Source organism: Novosphingobium sp. SG707 (assembly GCF_012275515.1).
Taxonomy (GTDB): domain Bacteria; phylum Pseudomonadota; class Alphaproteobacteria; order Sphingomonadales; family Sphingomonadaceae; genus Novosphingobium.
The window spans coordinates 77,084-94,758 of record NZ_JAAZQL010000011.1; the positions used below are offsets into that span (position 1 = coordinate 77,084).

At 62.3% G+C, this 17,675-nt stretch carries 16 protein-coding genes; 10 read left to right on the forward strand and 6 right to left on the reverse strand.

Annotated elements, in window-relative coordinates; genetic code table 11:
* Nucleotides 1-116: 116 nt before the first annotated feature.
* The gene (locus tag FHW92_RS22360; protein ID WP_168605503.1) at nt 117-2,963 is read right to left on the reverse strand and encodes a winged helix-turn-helix domain-containing protein; all 2,847 of its coding nucleotides are present in this window, start codon (nt 2,961-2,963) and stop codon (nt 117-119) included.
* A 445-nt stretch (nt 2,964-3,408) separates the two neighbouring features.
* Here FHW92_RS22360 and FHW92_RS22365 point away from each other — a divergent pair, with 445 nt between their 5' ends.
* The 9 genes from FHW92_RS22365 to FHW92_RS22405 all read left to right on the forward strand — a co-directional run bounded on the left by FHW92_RS22365 (nt 3,409) and on the right by FHW92_RS22405 (nt 11,949).
* Entirely contained in the window at nt 3,409-4,386 is a 978-nt protein-coding gene (locus FHW92_RS22365) for a catalase (RefSeq protein ID WP_168605504.1), read from the forward strand.
* Between the two features lie 16 nt (nt 4,387-4,402).
* Nucleotides 4,403-4,918 (forward strand): hypothetical protein, encoded by a 516-nt coding sequence (locus tag FHW92_RS22370; protein WP_168605505.1) that lies wholly within the window; start codon nt 4,403-4,405, stop codon nt 4,916-4,918.
* Nucleotides 4,919-4,920: 2 nt separating this feature from the next.
* On the forward strand, nt 4,921-6,267 hold the full coding sequence (locus FHW92_RS22375) for a peroxidase (protein WP_168605506.1): 1,347 nt from the start codon (nt 4,921-4,923) through the stop codon (nt 6,265-6,267).
* Entirely contained in the window at nt 6,264-7,877 is a 1,614-nt protein-coding gene (locus FHW92_RS22380) for an MFS transporter (RefSeq protein WP_168605507.1), read from the forward strand. Before FHW92_RS22375 ends, FHW92_RS22380 begins: the two co-directional genes overlap by 4 nt.
* Nucleotides 7,874-8,983, forward strand: a complete 1,110-nt coding sequence (locus tag FHW92_RS22385) for an HlyD family secretion protein (protein WP_168605508.1) — start codon at nt 7,874-7,876, stop codon at nt 8,981-8,983. Before FHW92_RS22380 ends, FHW92_RS22385 begins: the two co-directional genes overlap by 4 nt.
* A complete protein-coding gene (locus FHW92_RS22390) occupies nt 8,980-10,365 on the forward strand; it encodes an efflux transporter outer membrane subunit (protein WP_349237738.1) in 1,386 nt (461 codons plus the stop codon). Before FHW92_RS22385 ends, FHW92_RS22390 begins: the two co-directional genes overlap by 4 nt.
* A gap of 61 nt (nt 10,366-10,426) precedes the next feature.
* Nucleotides 10,427-10,936 carry a hypothetical protein gene (locus tag FHW92_RS22395; RefSeq protein ID WP_210428653.1) on the forward strand — a complete coding sequence of 170 codons (510 nt, stop codon included), beginning with the start codon at nt 10,427-10,429 and terminating at the stop codon, nt 10,934-10,936.
* 6 nt (nt 10,937-10,942) lie between these two features.
* Nucleotides 10,943-11,320, forward strand: a complete 378-nt coding sequence (locus FHW92_RS22400; RefSeq protein WP_168605509.1) for a hypothetical protein — start codon at nt 10,943-10,945, stop codon at nt 11,318-11,320.
* 221 nt (nt 11,321-11,541) lie between these two features.
* Complete coding sequence (locus FHW92_RS22405; protein WP_168605510.1) at nt 11,542-11,949, forward strand: DUF2147 domain-containing protein; 408 nt, start codon at nt 11,542-11,544, stop codon at nt 11,947-11,949.
* Nucleotides 11,950-12,271: 322 nt separating this feature from the next.
* On the opposite strand, the gene FHW92_RS22410 is transcribed toward FHW92_RS22405, so the two are convergent.
* The 3 genes from FHW92_RS22410 to FHW92_RS22420 form a co-directional block, all read right to left on the reverse strand.
* A complete protein-coding gene (locus tag FHW92_RS22410) occupies nt 12,272-13,276 on the reverse strand; it encodes an aldo/keto reductase (RefSeq protein WP_168605511.1) in 1,005 nt (334 codons plus the stop codon).
* A gap of 28 nt (nt 13,277-13,304) precedes the next feature.
* The gene (locus FHW92_RS22415) at nt 13,305-13,601 is read right to left on the reverse strand and encodes a putative quinol monooxygenase (protein ID WP_168605512.1); all 297 of its coding nucleotides are present in this window, start codon (nt 13,599-13,601) and stop codon (nt 13,305-13,307) included.
* Between the two features lie 77 nt (nt 13,602-13,678).
* On the reverse strand, nt 13,679-14,473 hold the full coding sequence (locus FHW92_RS22420; RefSeq protein WP_168605513.1) for a type 1 glutamine amidotransferase domain-containing protein: 795 nt from the start codon (nt 14,471-14,473) through the stop codon (nt 13,679-13,681).
* A 118-nt stretch (nt 14,474-14,591) separates the two neighbouring features.
* On the opposite strand from FHW92_RS22420, the gene FHW92_RS22425 reads away from it, so the two are divergent.
* Entirely contained in the window at nt 14,592-15,521 is a 930-nt protein-coding gene (locus FHW92_RS22425; RefSeq protein ID WP_168605514.1) for a LysR substrate-binding domain-containing protein, read from the forward strand.
* A 304-nt stretch (nt 15,522-15,825) separates the two neighbouring features.
* Here FHW92_RS22425 and FHW92_RS22430 read toward each other — a convergent pair whose 3' ends face one another.
* Together FHW92_RS22430 and FHW92_RS22435 are read right to left on the reverse strand one after the other, a co-directional pair.
* Nucleotides 15,826-16,635 carry a glycoside hydrolase family 75 protein gene (locus FHW92_RS22430; RefSeq protein ID WP_168605515.1) on the reverse strand — a complete coding sequence of 270 codons (810 nt, stop codon included), beginning with the start codon at nt 16,633-16,635 and terminating at the stop codon, nt 15,826-15,828.
* Nucleotides 16,636-16,756: 121 nt separating this feature from the next.
* Nucleotides 16,757-17,653 carry a hypothetical protein gene (locus FHW92_RS22435; RefSeq protein WP_168605516.1) on the reverse strand — a complete coding sequence of 299 codons (897 nt, stop codon included), beginning with the start codon at nt 17,651-17,653 and terminating at the stop codon, nt 16,757-16,759.
* Between the last annotated feature and the right edge of the window lie 22 nt (nt 17,654-17,675).

Consider the following 17,675-nt stretch of genomic DNA (forward strand, 5'->3'; position numbering starts at 1 on the left):
TGATCGCTGGGGACGACGCTGACCGCGGTGACAGATTTTCGACTCATTTTGCGAGCCCCGGAGCAACCTCGCGGCAGCGCCATGAGGGCACCTGAGGCGTCAGGCAGCTGAACCGGTTACCATCGGGCGAAGGCTTCCCGCGCAACAAGCTCCGGGGTTACCAGTCTTTCCAGATCGTCCCGTGCCTGGCGGGCCTCCGACGTCCGTTGACGCCCCTCATAGAATGCCGCCAGATCCGTGCCGGCCCGCAAATGCCAAAGCTGCGCGCCTTGACGAATCGCCTCATCGCGGGCGGCGCGAAGTTCGACTTCCGCCGCGGCCGTATTGCCCGTCAAAACGCTCAACAGGGCCTTGCGGCGGCCATATTCCGGTCCGCAAAAGCCGTTCTGCGTCACACGTCGCCGCTCAAATTCAGACATGCTGTCGCGAGCCTCGCCGATCCTGCCGAGTGTCATGAGGCTGCTTGCCATCACGCCGACAAAGAAGGGGTCAAACGGGCCGTAACGCGCATTCTCAAGCTCCGACAGGCCGGCCTTGAGACGTTCCACCGCGCTTTCGTGCCGGCCCGACGCGGCTGCCAGACAGCCCTTAAGGCATAGGGCGACGCCGTAATGGCTGAACAGCGAATGGTTCTTCGAGGTCTTCAACATCTCGTCGACCAGCGGCGTCAGCACGCGAGCCGGCAGATTCATGAGCAATATGCTGAAGCAGGACCATTGGAGCGCCTCGCAGATAGGCAAAGCCTTCCTGGTTAACCGCGCCTCGGTGATGGCTGTCTGCGCGTCGGCCAGCCCCTTGGCGACATCGCCCTGGAGGCACTTTGCGATCGACAGCAAGCCGTAGACATCGGATCGCCGATCAAATCCGGTGATGGTCATGAAAAACGCCCGCATGGCCGGCGTTTCCTCGACAAGGAATTTCTCCAGATGAACGCGCGCCGTGGCGAGATCGCCGATGTGATGCACCGTCGTGCCTCGCGCCCACGATGCCGTCGCCCCCAGATGGGCGCGATCGACCAGGAAGGCGAGGGGCACGTCGTCCGGATTGGCGATCGCGGTCATCTGCGCGAGACTTTCCAGCTCGCGGGCCTGTTGATCTGCCAGTTTATAGTCCGGCATCCGGATGTTGTATGTCCAGCGGCCCAGGAGAAGGCGCACACGCTCGAGCAACTGGTCACGATCCATCGCGTTCTGCTGACGCTCAGTCCAGTCCTGATAACTGGTGTCGCGCGCTCCAACCGTAAAGATCTCTGTCGCCTGGATCGCGATGTCTATCGCCGCGCCGTAGGGCGACTCCCGCAAGGCTGGATCGAGCCCATCCATCAACGCATTCATCCGCGTACCGCATTCGGTCAGAAGCGAGAGACCAAACCAGATGGGAAGCGCACCGGCGCCGATCGCCAGCGCCACGGCGATATCGCCCTCCGCCGAAGTCGCCCAGCGCAAGGCGGCTCGAATGTTGTCCAGCTCAAGCACAAAGGGGAGGTGGTTCTCGCTCGCCGGCGCAAACTCGCCCGACCCATGCAATGCGCGTGCGAAATACTCGGCGTGAAGCCGGTTGGCCCGTGCGGTTTCGCCTGCTCGATCGAGTGCCCCGATGGCGAACGCGCGCGTTGTTTCGAGTAGATGGAACCGCAGTCGGGAATCGCGCAGATCGGGAGTGACAAGCGATTTGCGAACCAGGCGCACTATTATTTCCGCCACCACGGTATCCTCGCCGCCGCCCGCGACGGCAGCGGCTGCCTCTATCGTGAATCCCCCGCTGAAGACTGCGAGCTGCCGGAATATGCGCTGGTCCTCCTGTTCGAGAAGCTGGTAACTCCAGTCGAGGGCGGCCGTCAGGGTGCGGTGTCTTGGCAGGACGTTGCGATGACCGTCAGACAAAAGCCTGAGACGATCATCCAGGCGTGTCGAGAGGCCTTTCAGCCCGAAGATCGGCACCAGCGCGGAGGCGAACTCGATGGCAAGCGGAACTCCGCCGAGCTTGCGGCAGACAAGTGATGCTGCGAGCGCATCATCGTCGGCCAGGGTGAATTCGCTGTCAACGGCCCGCGCGCGCTCACACAGGAGCTGGACCGCCGAATAATGAAGAGCCTCCTGCGCCCCCACCAGCTCATGCTCCGGAGGCACGACAAGCGGCTCCAGGCGCAGCACCGTCTCGCTTGGGATCGTCATCGGCTCCCGACTGGTGGCCAGGATCGACACCGAGCGGGCGGATTGCAGGATACCGTAGGCGATTGTCGCCACGGCCTCGATCACATGCTCGCAATTGTCGAAGAGGAGGAGCATTTGCTTCTCCGACAGTGCGCTGAGGATCGCAGGCATCGGATTGTTGGATCGCACTTCGAGACCCAGCACGGTCGCAACCGCCGATGGAACGAACTCGGCGTCCGTCAGTGCTGCAAAATCTGCGATCCATACGCCGTCGCGCCACCGGCTCAGTTCCCGCTCGGCCACATTGAGCGCGAGCGCGGTCTTACCCACACCTCCGGTCCCGACGATGGTGGTAAGCCGTTGTGCCGGGAGCCTTGCCCGAAGCGCATCGATGACATCTGATCGGCCGATGAGCCGGGTCATGAGCAACGGCAGATTGCTGGGCCGATCGCTTTCTGTGGCAGGATGTGGTGAACGGTCGGCTTCGACGATGATCGGGGCCACGAAACGATAACCGCGGCCCGGCACGGTCGCGATATAGGCAGATGATACGCTGCCGTCATCGAGCGCGCGGCGCAGAGCGCTCATATGGACCGAAAGGTTGGCCTCGACGACGATCGTGTCCGGCCAGACCTTGCCGATGATGTCCGCCTTCGTAACCAGACTGCCTGCATTGCGGACCAAAAGGACCAGGATTTCGGTGGCTCGACTTCCGAGCCGCACCGGTTCGTCGTGTCGAAGAAGAACCCCGCGATCCGGTAACAGACAAAACGGCCCAAATCTGATCTGTTCTGTCGGTGGATGATTCATCGGCGCTCCTGTAGGGTTGGATCCTATCAACTCTTGCCTTTCGTACCCAGAGACGTGCTTTCGCTTATGAACACCATTGAAGCGCGCGTGCGTTGATGATGGCGGGTGATTGGGCATCCGCGCCCCATGTGCGCGACAGGACGGTTTGAAGGACCTCTGGTTCAGCGAAACCCGCCTCGTCATCGCGTCGCTTGGTTACGGTTCGCCCGCTTCTGAATGGCACGCGTACCAGATTATTGACGGCGAACCCATACGAGTGTTTCGAACCCTCCGGCTTGCTCCCGCACCTCCTAGTCAAGGCGGGCGCGGGCGCCAGAGCGCATCAGTGACTGAGGCAGCTTACAGTAAGATCACCCAGGCTCGCTTCGACCGACCTGCTCTTGCTCCTACACGTCACCGTGCTCGGCCCCGGTCTCGAGGCTCCACCATCCCATGGAGGGCACGCATGACGCAACACAGCCAACATCGCCTCGCAGGCGAGATGATAGCCAAGATCCACGCCGTGTTGGGAAAGCATGACGGCTATCGGACGCTGCATGCGGACGGTCGCTTTTACCGGGGCATCTTTCAGGCACTTCCCGCCGCGGCCGCTTACTCCCGCGCCATCCATCTCCGGGGCGATGCCATCCCCATAACGGTCCGCTTCTCCAAAGGCGGAGGCGATCCCCTCGCTCATTTCAGCGCGACCGTCGGTATGGCGACCCGTTTCTATCTCCCGGACGGCCGCGTGACGAACCTCGTCATGCTCAGCCAGAAGCTTTTCGTCGCCCGCTCGATCGACCAGTTCATCGCGCTGGTCGATGCGGCCGCACCCTTGGCGCCGGGAGGCCCGCCCAACTTCGATGGCCTCAAAGCCATCCTGCCTGACCATCCCAATGCCGCAGCCGTGCTGAAAATGCGTGCGGAGTCCCCCGCGCCGGTAAGCTTCGCGCATACGGCTTTCCATGCAGTCCATGCCTTCAATCTCGTCAATGCCAAGGGCAAGGTGACGCCTGTGCGGTTTCATTGGGAGCCGGTCGCCGGCGTCCAGGGACAGGCTGTCGAAAACCTTGCGGCCGCTGACATATCGATTCTGTTCAACGAGCTGGACCTTCGCCTCGCAACCGGCACGGTCGCCTTCGATCTCGTGATCGAATTGGCCGAACCGGGCGACATCCTCGACGACGCGACCCATCTGTGGCCCGAAGGCCGGACCAGAGTCGTGATCGGTCGCCTGACTCTCAAGAGCCGGACGTCCGAAGACGAGATCGGAGATCCGGTCATGAACCATGATCCGAGCATGCTGGTCGATGGCATCGAGGCTACCGACGACCCGATCCTGCAGATCCGCCGCGGTGTCTACGAAGCCTCGGCTGCGCTTCGCAGCGGGGGATGGCGTCGTGGTTCCGCCATCGCGTCGGCGAGCGAACCAAACAATTCGTGATTTCGAGGAGGCCGCTATGACCGCTACATTTACCCCCAACGAGCGCACCCAGGACAACCCTGAGGTTCGCCAGCAGCCTGATGGCCCTGGCCTTCGTTACGGCAAGCGCGCCGAGGTCACGGCCGTCGTGGCGATCATTCCCGGTTCGATCAACCTTTTCCGCGAGCGCATCGCCCAGTTCCAGGCGGAATCGCGCTATTATGAAGGACGCATCGGCACTGTCCATGAACTTCGCATCATACTCATCAACGACAATGCACAGGCGCTCGTGACCGTCACTTACGACGGCGACTTCAAGCCTTATCTCGAGGACATCCTTCGCGAGGGAGGACCCTGGTTCGACGCCCTCTTCGCAGGTGTCTGGGAAGGCTACGGCAAATCCTCCGAACCGGAAACGCGAGGCCTCATTCTGGGCTCGCTGGTCACAGCCTCGATGTTCTATGTCAATCACCACGACCTTTCGGTGAAGGACGTCGCCCGGTTGAAGCGCCAGAGCGCGGCGCTCACCGAATTGCTCGATTCCGTCAACTGACGATGGCCGTCACACTTGATCTCGCGGAGATTCAGGGAACGGTTCTGCGCAACCGCCCCATGCCCTATTATGGCGCCTATCTCCTGTTTCGCGTCGACGACGCCGCGTCTGCACGCGAGGGCGTGAAACGACTGTTACCGCACGTTACCTCCGCGAAAGACTGGGAAGCGCCGGCGGATCAGGCCTGGATCAACATCGTGTTCACAGCCGAGGGGTTGCGCCGCATCGGCGTTCCCTCCGAAATTGTCGATGGCTTCCCGATCCCTTTCGTTCAGGGGATGGCCGCGCGGAGGGTGTTCCTGGGCGATGTCGGGGATGCGGATCCCGCCAACTGGGACTGGCCGCATGGGGGCAACGGCTTCCATCTCGGTCTGTTTCTCATGGGGCAGAGCGAGGAGGCGCGCGCTGCAAAGCTCGCCTTGGGCCATGAGGCGATGCGGGGCCTTCCCGGTCTTCGTCTTCTCGCTCATCTCGATGTAGGGATTCCCCCGACGATGCGGGAGCATTTCGGCTATGTCGACGGCCTGAGCCGGCCCTTCATCGAGGGAGAGGGCGGCGAGCCCCTGCCGGGACAGGATGTTACCAAGGCGGGCGAGTTCATCCTGGGTTACGAAAATGAGCTTGGACATATCGCAACCGGTCCCGGCCCCGAGATTTTCTGGCGCAACGGCACCTTCCTCTCGATCCGCAAGATACGCCAGAACGTCGCCGCTTTCCGGCGCTTTCTGCGGGAGAATGCCCAGACCCCGGAAGGTGAGGAATTCATCGCCGCCAAGATGATGGGCCGCTGGCGGAGCGGGTGCCCGCTCGCACTATCCCCGGACCGGGACGACCCCAGCATCGTCGCGGACCCGCTCCGTCGCAACGATTTCAAATATGCTCAGGACGATCCGGATGGTCATAGAACACCGGTGGGCTGCCACATTCGCCGGATCAATCCGCGCGATGCGCTCGACGGAACCATCTCGGATGCACGAACGCACCGGCTTTTGCGGCGCGGCGCCGCCTACGGCCCCGTGCTGCCGGAAGGCGCGATGGAGGAGGATGGTGAGGATCGAGGGATCGTTCTTGCGCTCATCAATGCCGACCCGGCCCGTCAGTTCGAGTTCGTCCAGTCGCAATGGATCAATGACGGCGATTTTGTCGGCGAGGGGTCGCGCGCCGATCCGATTGTGGGGCGCAGGGATCTTGCCGACGATTACGCCTATCCTGCCAAACCTGTCCGGAAACGCCTCAAAGGCCTGCCGGACTTCACCGTGGTGCGCGGCGGCGAGCACGTCTTTGTCCCCAGCATCTCCAGCCTGCAGTGGATGGCCGGGCTCTCGGGCGGGATCGGCAATTCGCCATGACCGACGGCCACGCCTTTCGCCCGGAAGAGAGGCCCTTGTTCGCGGGTTCGCCCTTTTCTCCTGCCCACACGGGGATAAGGCGGCTCGCCTATTTTGCCTTTGGGCTCTTTCTCGGTGTGACCTCGACCTTCGGGAACGCGCTCACCACCGTCAACACCGGGGTCATCGCGGGTTCGCTCGGCCTTTATGCCGCTCAGGCTGCCGCGCTCCCGGCGATCTATGTCGCCATGAACGCGACCGCCAACCTGACGCTCGTCAAGGCCCGTGCCCAGTTCGGCATCCCCGAAACGACCTGCGCGATGCTCACGCTCTACGCGCTCGCCGGCATCATCCAGTTTTTCCATTCGAGCTTCGTCGCCACGGCGATCCTGCGCGCATGCAGCGGCCTTGCCGCCGGTGCGATGATCACCCTGGGCGTCTACTATCTGATGCAGGCGCTTCCGCCCAAGGCAAAGCCGCTGGGCGCGGTCATCGGCATCGGCCTGCCCCAGATCGGGACGCCGCTCGCCCGTATGGTCCCGGTGGACGTGCTCACCCGGCATGGGCTCTGGGGGCTCCACGCCATCGAGGTTGCGTTGGCGCTGTTCACGATCGCGGTCATCCTGTTCCTGCCGCTCCCGCCGAGCGAGAAGAGCAAGGCGTTCGCGCCCCTTGATGCGCTGACGATCGTCCTGTCGATCGCCGGTCTTTTCCTCCTGTGCCAGGTGCTGGGGCAAGGTCGCACGCTCTGGTGGACCGATACAGCATGGCTGGGAATGGCGCTCGCGCTTGCGATTCCGCTGCTCGCGGCCGCCTTTCTGATCGAGATACACCGAAGGAACCCGCTCGTCCATTTCGAGTGGCTCGGCACATGGGGCATATTGCGCTTTGCTGCGGTTGCGCTGGTCATGCGTCTGGCGCTCGCCGAGCAGACCTACGGCGCGGTCGGGCTGCTCACGCTTGGCGGCCTCAATAACGATCAACTGCGGTTTCTGTTCTTCATCGTCGCGATCGCCATGTTCGCGGGCATCATCACTGCCGCGCTCACCATCTCCCAGCGCAGACTCCCCTGGCAGGTCCTTGTTGCGGCGCTGATCATCGCAAGTGGGGCATGGATCGACAGCGATGCGACCAACCTGACACGCCCCGAGCAGCTCATTCTGAGCCAGGCCATGATCGGCTTCGGCACCACGCTCTTCGTCGGCCCGGCACTGCTCTACGGCTTCCTGCGGATGATTCAGCGGGGAGGTGACCACCTGGTGAGCTTCGTGGTCACCTTCAGCATCACCCAGAATGTCGGCGGACTCATGGGGTCCGCTTTGCTCGGTACGCTTCAAAACATCTGGGCGCGCAATGCCACCAACGTCCTGGCGGCCGATATGTCGACCGGTGACCCGCAGACCGCTGCCCGGATTTCCGGCGGGGCCTTGTCTCTGGCTGGCGCGCTCGTTGACCCAGCGCAGCGTTCGATCCAGAGCGCCGGGCTGCTCGCACAGGCAATGGGGCGCGAAGCGGCGATCATCGCCTTCACGGACACGTTCCGGTTCGTCGCGGTGCTCGCGCTCGCCACCGCCATCTTCATCATGGTGAACATCTGGATGTCACGCCACCGCAAGGGAGATCCCGCTTGACCGTCGCTGCTCAAACCTCGCAGCAGTCCGAGGAGACGCAGGGAACCGCTCCCGGCCACTGGCAGCCCGCGCGCCGCCGCCCGCTGACGATCCTCGTAACCTGCATCCTCGTCGTCATTGCCTTGCTGCTCGTTCTCGCCGCATGGGGTCTGCCGCCCTTTTCGGCTGGGAACGAGAACACCGACAACGCCTATGTCCGGGGACGTACGACCGTCATAGCGCCGCAGGTCAGCGGCTATGTGATGCAAGTCCTGGTCCGCGACTATGAGACGGTGAAACCTGGCCAGCTTCTCGTGAAGATCGATGATCGCATCTATCGCGCACGGGTCGAGCAGGCCCGTGCCAATCTCGCTGCCGCGGAAGCCGCGCTCGCCAATTCGACGCAGGCGCGCGCAGCGCGGACCGCGGGGCTTGAAGGTCAGGTTGCCGGTGTTGCCAGCGCGCAGGCGCAACTCGTTCGCGCCCGTGCGGATATGGACCGTGCCAACGACCTCGTCCGCGATGGCTCGATCTCCTTGCGCGAACGCGATCAGACCCTCGCGGCGCTGGCCCTTGCCCAGGCGCAGGTCCGCCAATCCCGGGCGTCGACTGAAATCGGCCGGCAGGACATCCGTACTGTTGATGTCGGGCGAGGCGGCCTTGAGGCGCAGGTCCAGGCCGCGCGTGCGCAGCTTCACGCGGCCGAGATCGATCTCGAGCATACGGTGATCCGAGCGCCGGAAGGCGGGAGGCTCGGCGAGGTCAGCATCCGGGTCGGGGCCTATGTGACCAATGGTACCCAGCTTCTCGCGGTCGTGCCGCCGGAACGCTGGATCATCGCCAATATGAAGGAGGCCCAGACCGGACATATCCGGCCCGGCCAGTCCGTGAGCTTTACCGTCGATGCACTGGCAGGCGAGACATTCGTCGGTCGTGTCGAGCGGCTTGCGCCCGCAGCAGGCTCCGAGTTCGCCGTGCTCAAGCAGGACAATGCAACCGGCAATTTCGTCAAGATCCCGCAACGGATCGGCGTGCGGATCGCGGTCGATCCCCGTCAGCGCGCCGCCGCCCGTCTGCTGCCTGGCATGTCGGTCGAGGTCAGCATCGACACGGGCTCCTCGTCGTGATCCGGCGCCTGGCCGCAGTTGCCGGCTTCCTGATCCTTGCCGGCTGCGCCGGCCCGCGCCCCGCGATCCCGCCGCGCGCTGCCGTTGCTGCGCCGGGCGCATGGCGCAGCGGCGGGGAAGGGGCAGACGCGGCGATCGATGAGGCATGGTGGACCCAATTCGGGGATCCGGAACTGGCGAGTCTCGTGCGCGATGCGCTGCGCGACAATGACGACCTGGAGATTGCGGCAGCTCGCGTCGAAGAAGCCAGAGCACAGCTTGCCGCCGCGCGGGGCACGCAGCTTCCTGTGCTCCAGGCTGCCATGTCAGGCGGTCGGACGCGGAGCGTCAATCCCTTCGGCATCGACGTGAACCAATGGGCTGCGCAGGGCGAACTCCAATCCTCCTTCGATCTCGATCTGTTCGGTCGATTGAGAAACAGCACGGCCGCCGCCCGCGCCAACCTGCTGGCAACCGGCTACAGCTGCGATACGGTGCGGCTCGCTGTGGTGACGGCCGTCGCCAGCACCTATGTCCAGCTCCGTGCCGCAGATGCACGTCTCGACCTGCTCAGGCGGACGCTCGATGGGCGCGGCGGCACTCTCAGGCTCATCCGCCGGCGAGCCGAGGCGGGCTACGGGTCGCAGCTCGATCTCGCCCAGGCGGAGGCTGAATATGAAGCGACCGCGCAGGCCATCCCGCCGGTCGAACTGGCGATCGCGAAACTGGAAAACGGGCTCAGTATCATTCTCGGCCGCGCACCGGCGCCGATCGTGCGCGGGAAGAGCCTGGATAAGATCACTCTGCCTGTCGTACCGATGCAGTTGCCGGCAGCCATTCTGCGCCGGCGACCCGACCTGGCGGCGTCCGAGCAGCAGATTGTTGCCGCCGATCGATCCCTCGATGCGGCGCGCGCCGCTTTCATGCCCAACATCAGCCTCTCGGCATCGGGCGGCTTCGTATCCTCCTCGCTCCTGCCCGACGACCCGCTGTCGATCTATTCGCTTGGAAGCAGCATCCTCGCGCCCATCTTCAACGGCGGCCGGATCAAGGCGCAGGCCGACAGCGCCGCCGCGCGGCGAGATCAGGCGGCTTTCGCCTATCGTCGGGCAGCCTTGACCGCCTTCCGTGAGGTCGAGGACGGTATGGCCTCGGTTCAGCGGTTGCGGCAGCAAGAGGACGCGCTGGCCCGTCAACGCGATGCTCTCGCCCGCACCCAGAGCCTGGCCTTCCGTCGCTACAAGGAGGGATATTCGCCCTATCTCGAGCAACTTGATGCCGAACGAAGCCTGCTGTCCGCAGACCTCGCTCTGGTCCAGAACCGCAGTGATCGCTTGATCGCGGCAATCTCCCTTTTCCAGGCGCTGGGCGGCGGGTGGCAACCCGCATCGGTGAGCAAGTAGGGTACGATGGGGCGTCTCCTCTTGTTTGCTCTCGTATTGGAACCGATCGTCCCCCACGACAATGTTGTGGGCAGCGCCGGAAATCGGCGCGTCAACCTCACCCCAGGCCGAAAAGCCTGACATGGGCGGATCGGGATCCATCTTGACCGCGATGGTGGGTCTTGCCGGTGCCGCGGTCGGCGGTTTCGGCTCGTTCATGACATCCTGGCTGACGGTTCGCGCGCAGCTCTCACAAAAGGTCAGGTCGGAAGCGCGCAGCCGACGCGAGGAAATCTATACCGACTTCATCAAGGAAGCGACGCGTCTTTTCGGTGATGCTCTGGGCCACGAGCGAGAGGATGTCTCCGATCTCGTGACGCTTTATGCACTCGTCGCCAGAATGCGGCTGATCGCCGCCAATGAGGTCATCGAGCGTGCCGAACACGTCCTTGAAGCGATCGTCAGCGCCTATCTTGGCCCGAACCATACCCTGCATGAACTACGGCAGTTCGCGAGCCAGGGCGGAATGGACCCTCTTCGTCAATTCAGCGAGGCCTGTCGCGCTGAGCTCAAACGCTTTGGCGAAGCCTGAAACATCATGCTGCATGACAGCATCACACCGGGATCCAAGAGTGAATCCTCCAGCGGACAATTATCGCGACTGGAGTTTACAATCATCATGCTCGCCGCGCACCCGCAGGAGTGGCCGCCGCCCGCCGGTCGCATTGCTCGTTTGTTATGGCGAGCGCGCTATGGTTTCAGAGTGAAACCGCTGGCGAATACGCGCCTTGAGGCGCTCCGCGTGTTGGCAGCCTGTCTCCATTCGGGCCGTGACCACGAATGGCTCGTCAGCGCCGAGGCGCTCTTCCTCTGCGCGGGGTGGTATCCAGGTGACATTCCGAGGGTGCGGGCGGCTGTCCATCACTTAAGGCGCGATTTCGCGCAGCCTTGCTCCAATTTTGCAAGCGTCCGGTGATGCGTGTCGATCAGTTTCGCATCTAAGCCCAGGTTCCCTTGAGCCCATTGCATACGCGGTTTTGGGTGTCGGAGGATTCGTTGGTCCGCTTCGCTGCGTATGAATTCGGTGTCTATGCCCTCACAGAAGCGCCACGTAGCCTGCAGCACTAACGGCTAATCACTCTCGAACTTCCGTCCGCTGTGCTAACGTTGCCAATCTCTGTGCCATTGGGGGATAACGTGACTGGCTTCAAGAGCGCGACATTTCTGCTGAGTCTCTGTCTCCCTGCGGCCGTCGGCGGTGCCAGCACGGACGGCACCGGCGGCGTGTGGCGCAATCCCCAGAACAGCGTTCACGTCGAGGTCCAGCGGTGCGGTGCGGGGATGTGCGGAACGGTGGTCTGGGCCAGTGAAAAAGCGATTGCCGACGCGAAAAGAGGAGGCACCGACAATCTCATCGGGCTTCAGTTGTTCAGGGATTTCACCCAGGATCGCAGGGGAATTTGGCACGGGCGTGTGTTCGTTCCGGATATCAATAAGACATTTTCAGGAACTGTTGAGGCTTTGGACGCGAACACACGCCGCGGATCGGGCTGCCTGTTTGGGCGCTTTGCATGCAAATCGCAGGACTGGGTACGAGTTAAATAGCTCATCATTATAGCGGGTCATTCAAGCTGGCGGTTCTGAAACAAGGCGGCTGCGCAGCATCACGGCGAGGAGGCGATTTCTCCCAAGGGCTTTCACATGTGCCGTCACCCTTCTTTCATGTGCACGGAAGCATCGACGCGACGAACCGCTGGTTCGAGAGATGGCGCTCGGCAGAATCCATGGCGCCGATGCCAGGATCGGTCGTCAAGCCCGTTTAGGTTGTCTCAGGTCGGTGCCGCCTGAGCGGACTGAGTCTAGGTCGGATGCAACAGTTCCGATTATCGATTGCCTGAGACCGACAATGTCTCAGGCAATCGAATATTCAGAGCGGCAGCGGGGCTTTCATGCTGACGAGACCTGCTTCACGAAGTTCACGCCAGAAATCGGCGGGGATCGTTTCGTTCAATGCTGCGGTATCCTCGGCGATGCGCTGTGGCCGGCTGGCGCCCGGGATGACGGCCGCCACAGCGGGGTTGGCGAGCGGGAACTGCAACCCGGCCGCCTTCATGCTGATGCCGTAGCGGTCTGCGATCGCCTTGATCGCCGCAACCTTGGCGATGACCGCGGGCGTTGCGGGCGTATATTCGAAGTTCGGACCGCCGACCAGAGCGCCCGAGCTATAGGGACCGCCGACGACGATTCCCAGACCACGTTCGGCGACCTTCGGCATCAACCGTTCGAGGGCCCGGTCATGGTCAAGCAGCGTGTAGCGTCCGGCGAGCAGCGACCCGTCCGGCCGTGGGCCATCGAGATCGAGCAGCAGTTCAACCGCTTCGACCCGGTTCACACCGAGACCCCAGGCCTTGATGGTGCCCTCGTCGCGCAGTCGGTCGAGCGCCTTGAATGCACCAATGCGCGCTTCCTCGAACTTTGCCAGCCATTCGTCGCCATAGAAATCCTGTGCCACGTCATGGACCCAGACGATGTCGATATGGTCGGTCTTGAGGCGCTTCAAACTGTCTTGGATCGAGCGCAGCGTCGCATCGTACGAATAATCGTTGATCACTTTGTTGCGTCGCCCATGGGAGAAAACGTTGCCCTTCTCACCGTTGTCACGGGGGGCCTCCTCGACCTCGTCGAGCACGATGCGGCCGACCTTGGTGCTGATCACATATTGGTCGCGAGGCTTGTCCTTGAGCGCTTCGCCCATGCGGATCTCGGCAAGGCCCGCACCATAGAACGGTGCATTGTCGAAGTAGCGGATGCCGTCATTCCATGCGGCCTCGACAGTCGCCAGCGCTTCCTCTTCAGGGATCGCGCGGAACATATTGCCGAGCGGGGCAGCGCCGAAGCCAAGCTTCGACGGGAGGATGTCCTTGAGTGCCATGATGATGGTCCTTTTTCGGTATTGATGTTCAGGCGACTGCCAGCGCGTCGAGCGTGAACGCGCTGCGTTCGGCAAGGTCGTTGATGGCGGCAAGATAGGTTTGGAAGTGATCGCTCGCACGGTGGGCGGCAACGGCGTCGGCATTTTCATACAGTTCGTCCAGGACGAACCGGCCCTGTACTGCCTGATCGGCCCAAAGATCATAGCGCAGATTGCCGGGTTCGGCGCGCGAAGGCCCGATCATGCCGTCGAGCAGATCGCGCAACGCATCGGTCTTGCCCGATCGGGCTGTAAGGACGGCGATAATCTTGACATGGCTGGTCATGGTGATTGTTCCTGTTTGCAATGGGCGGGTGGAAGGGGCGGAGCGCCTGCGCAGCGCCCCGCCGGTCATCCGGGTTTTCATGCCTGCCGGGCGTCGAGCGCCTGGACCAGCGCCGCAGCGATCGGATGGTCCGAACGCGGGTTCTGCCCGGTGATGAGCTCACGGTCGATGACCACGTTTGGCGCGAAGTCGACCGGCGTGGTCTCCACCCTCCCGCCTGCGGCGGCCAAAGCCCGGGGCATGTCGAAGTACATCCTTGCATGCAGGATGTGATCCTCGACCACCTTCTCCTCGCTCGCGGAGAAGATTGTCATGCGATAGCCGGCATAGGGCCAGTTCTTCGCCCATTCGCTTGCCTTGTCGTCGGCACCGGCGATCAATGCGGCGCGGAAGGCACGGGGATCGTCGATTGCTGCGGCGAGCGCGATCGGGCCGTGGCAGAGCAATGCGGTCGGCTTGCCTGCGTCGTGGAAGTGGCGAAGGATCTCGCCGACTTCAGCGTCCTGCATCAGATCAACCACCGGAGCCTGGCCGCCGGGGAAGAACACGCCGGCGAACCGGTCAAGCCCGTCATCGATCACCGAGCTCAGGGTGCGGGGCGCGTTCATGGCCGGGCTGTTGTCGTAATAGTCCCGGGCCGCGCGGTAGGCGGATTCGTCATTGTCGAAATGGGCCGGCGCGTCAGACGCGGCGTCGATCGTCGGCTTCTCCCCGTTCGGTGTCGCCAGCACGAGTTCGTAGCCAGCCGCTTCGAGCGCCATCGCCGGCACCACGGTTTCGTTGAGATACTGGCCGGTCGCACCCCACTTGTTGCCCTGCACCTCGATGCGGGTGGCGTTGGAGCCGATCACGAGAACCTTGCCTTTGGTCATGGAAACCTCCTGTCGTTGCAGTCGCGTCCGCGTTCCGGACGATCAGAAGATGCGCGTTCAACACTCATTGCAGAAGTTTATTTCTTGGATTTTAGATATACGTATGAGAGTATGACTGATGCGCTACGACCTCAACCTGTTGCCGATCTTCGTGGCGCTCATGGAAGAGCGCAGCGTCACCCGCGCGGCCGAGCGGCTCGGCATGACGCAGCCCGCACTGTCCAACGCGCTGGCGCGGCTGCGGTTGATGCTGAAGGATCAACTGTTCATTCGCGAACGCTACGGTATCCAGCCGACCCCCATTGCGCTGGAGCTGGCGCCGGGGATCGCCGACGCGCTCGCCAGTCTGGACGATGCGGTGTTGGGGCAGCAGGACTTCGATCCCGCTTCTGCGGAGCGGCTCTTCACGATCGCGCCCAATGGCTATGTCGAGTTCGTGATCGTGCCGGCATTGGTGGCCAGGCTCGCCGAGTTAGCACCCGGCATCAAGCTGCGGCTGACGCCCTACGGCAACGACCTGGCCGAGACCGGGGTAGTGTCAGGCACAACTGCGATGGTGCTCGGGCGCATCACCGACCCGCCTGACAATCTGGTGGTCCAGCACCTGATGGACGAGGGTCTCGAATGCGTCGTGCGCGCCGATCACCCGGAAATCGGCAGTTCGATATCCCGCGAGCAGTTCGAAGGCATGCGCCACGTCAATGTGGTGCCGCCGGGCCGTATGCGCGCCGGCTTGTTCAAGGCCCTGGCGCAGCAGAATTTGAAGCGCGAAGTCGCTCTCTCGGTCACCAATTTCTTCGCCGTGGCCGAGATGATCGCGGTTACCGATTACGTCGCGACTTTACCGCGGCTGATCTGCAGGCGGCTCTCACATGATCCGCGCCTGCGCGTCCTGTCCGCGCCGGTCGATCTCGGCAGCTTCCCGGTCGAGATGGCCTGGCATGTCCGCTACCGCCATGACCCTGCGCATCGCTGGCTGCGTTCGCTTGTCGGGCGTGTGGTGGGCGAGCTCACGAATGGAGCAGGGGCCGGCCTCGCGGTCGACTAGAAACAGCACGCCGGGGCGTGTCGGCGGCCGCCATGCTTGCTGCCGAGGGTGACTGCCGAACAATCGGAAAGCACTGCCCGAGGGACCGACGAATCGCGGCAGATTCAGCGCGTCCTCTTTGGATTAGCGGACTGACTGCCCCTGAGTGTCTGAAAATCGGCGCCGAGTGTCCAGTCTGGATCGGTATCGCGGGATGCGAACGCCGGATCGTGGGACAAAACCGACATTCCGCATCGACTGGGCGAATGACAGGGACTGTCAAAAGCATCCTCTTTTAGCCCGGTGTCGGGGTTGGCGAGACCGGTCAAGTCCCGCATTTAGTTAGCGCTTTTTCCCCGCCTACACCTTCCAGCAACCGCCCTGCAAGGTCAGCAACGGCTTTCGGGGTTGCGGGCCACCCCAGAGTTTTGCGCGATCCGGGAAACACGACATAGCGCATCACCCCCGGAGCAACCCCAGCACCATTGCGTGCGTCAAGATTAATGCCGCCAAGCGCTGCGAACAGGGCGATAGATCCTTCCCCGAGGTTGGCGTCGGCCCCTCCACCTGTGTCGCCGATGACAAATGGCGTGCTTTTTCCGTTTGCGAGGTTCCATACTATGCCAACGTCGCCGGGCGCGCCGGTCCCTTTCAATTTCGGGAATGCGCTGCCCGGAAGGACCATATAGGGAATAGTGTTGGAGTCAGTATAAGTCTTTGGATCTGTTGGAACTCCGCCCCTCACGCGAAGGGCGGTTTGCGATACGAAATAGCCGGCAAACGGCCCGCTGCGCTGAACATATGGTCGACTGGGGTGCTCTGGCTCTGCCACCAGAACGTCTGGCCACCAACTTGCGTGGCTGTTCAAGCCCCAACCCGCGTTGGCGGGGTTGTCCAGCCCCAAGTATGGCGCCTTCTTTCGCTGCAGGTCGGCGGGATGATACGCATTGGGCGCGCCATCGGCGTCGATACGGCTATGCTTGGTGGCATAGCAGTAAGCACCTGAATTGGCATCCCGCCTCAGCTTTGTATCTTTGAAACTGGCGTTAGGGAAATCCTGCCAAGGCGTAAATTCCGCCGCAACGGCGCTCTGAGCGCCGATCAGACATATCATTGGTGCAATCAAAGCGCGCATAATTCTTTCCCCCAAGTTCAAATTGATGCCTTTTGACGCCCCCGTGACCTTCCCGTCCCGATTAGCGGGTCCGGAGCCCAATCAAAATGACGATCTTTTGATTTGTTGTTAGCTGCGATTTTCATGTCGAAGGCCGAAGGCACTTGCGAAAGTCGCGAGCAAAGGCTCCTGTTATGTCTGCGTTTGGTGACCCAGGATTTGTCGTTGCACGCGCGGCCGTCCACTGTGGTTGCGTTTGGTCGAGGTAATAAGAGACCGGTTTTCGACTGCCAAACCATCCTTTCAGCATCCCTTCGATCAGGATGCGCGCGGAGGTGGGCGGATCGAGTGCCTTGTCCGGGTCAGCGATAAGATTGCTTCCAACCAAGTCGCCCGCGCGCTTGTAGGACGCCGGTCCAGTGAGCTGATTGAAACCACGCCCGTAATAGCGAAAACCAGTTGTGTCGACCTTTGCGTAATTTGCGCTGACGGGTAACGGAGGAAGTCCTTTCAATTGCCGCTCAGCATTACGCTTATTAGCACGCCCCTGAAGCAACCGGCCGATTGCCCGCTCACGACAATCTTCGTCGCTGCCACATTTCGGCGCCTCACGGATCGGAAAGAACGTGCCCGCCGATTCTCGGCGGGCCGTTGCGAGTACATAGGCTAAATGGTTTGGGTCGCTGTCCCCATAGAGAGACCATGCATCGAGCACGATAGTTGCGCCTTGCTGCCTCTTTGCGTCGAATGTCCAGCCGCCTCGCCGAATGGCAGTCCCATATGGCTTGTCCACTTCATACCCATTCATCTTTGCACAAGTACTGAAGAGATAGTTCCGATCAGGTTGAAATACCTGATTAAGAGAGGATGAGCTGATTATGAGTGCGGCCACAGCAATGATGGACTTCATATCATCCCCCAAGACAATATCGCCGCGCCATGTATCAATTAATATTACGTCAGAGTCCATAGGTTGAATTGCGGCCGTTCTCATCAGGTGGGAGGGTCCGGCGCCTCGATCAAACGGCACGAACGTCATGCTTGTACCAGCAATGATCAAG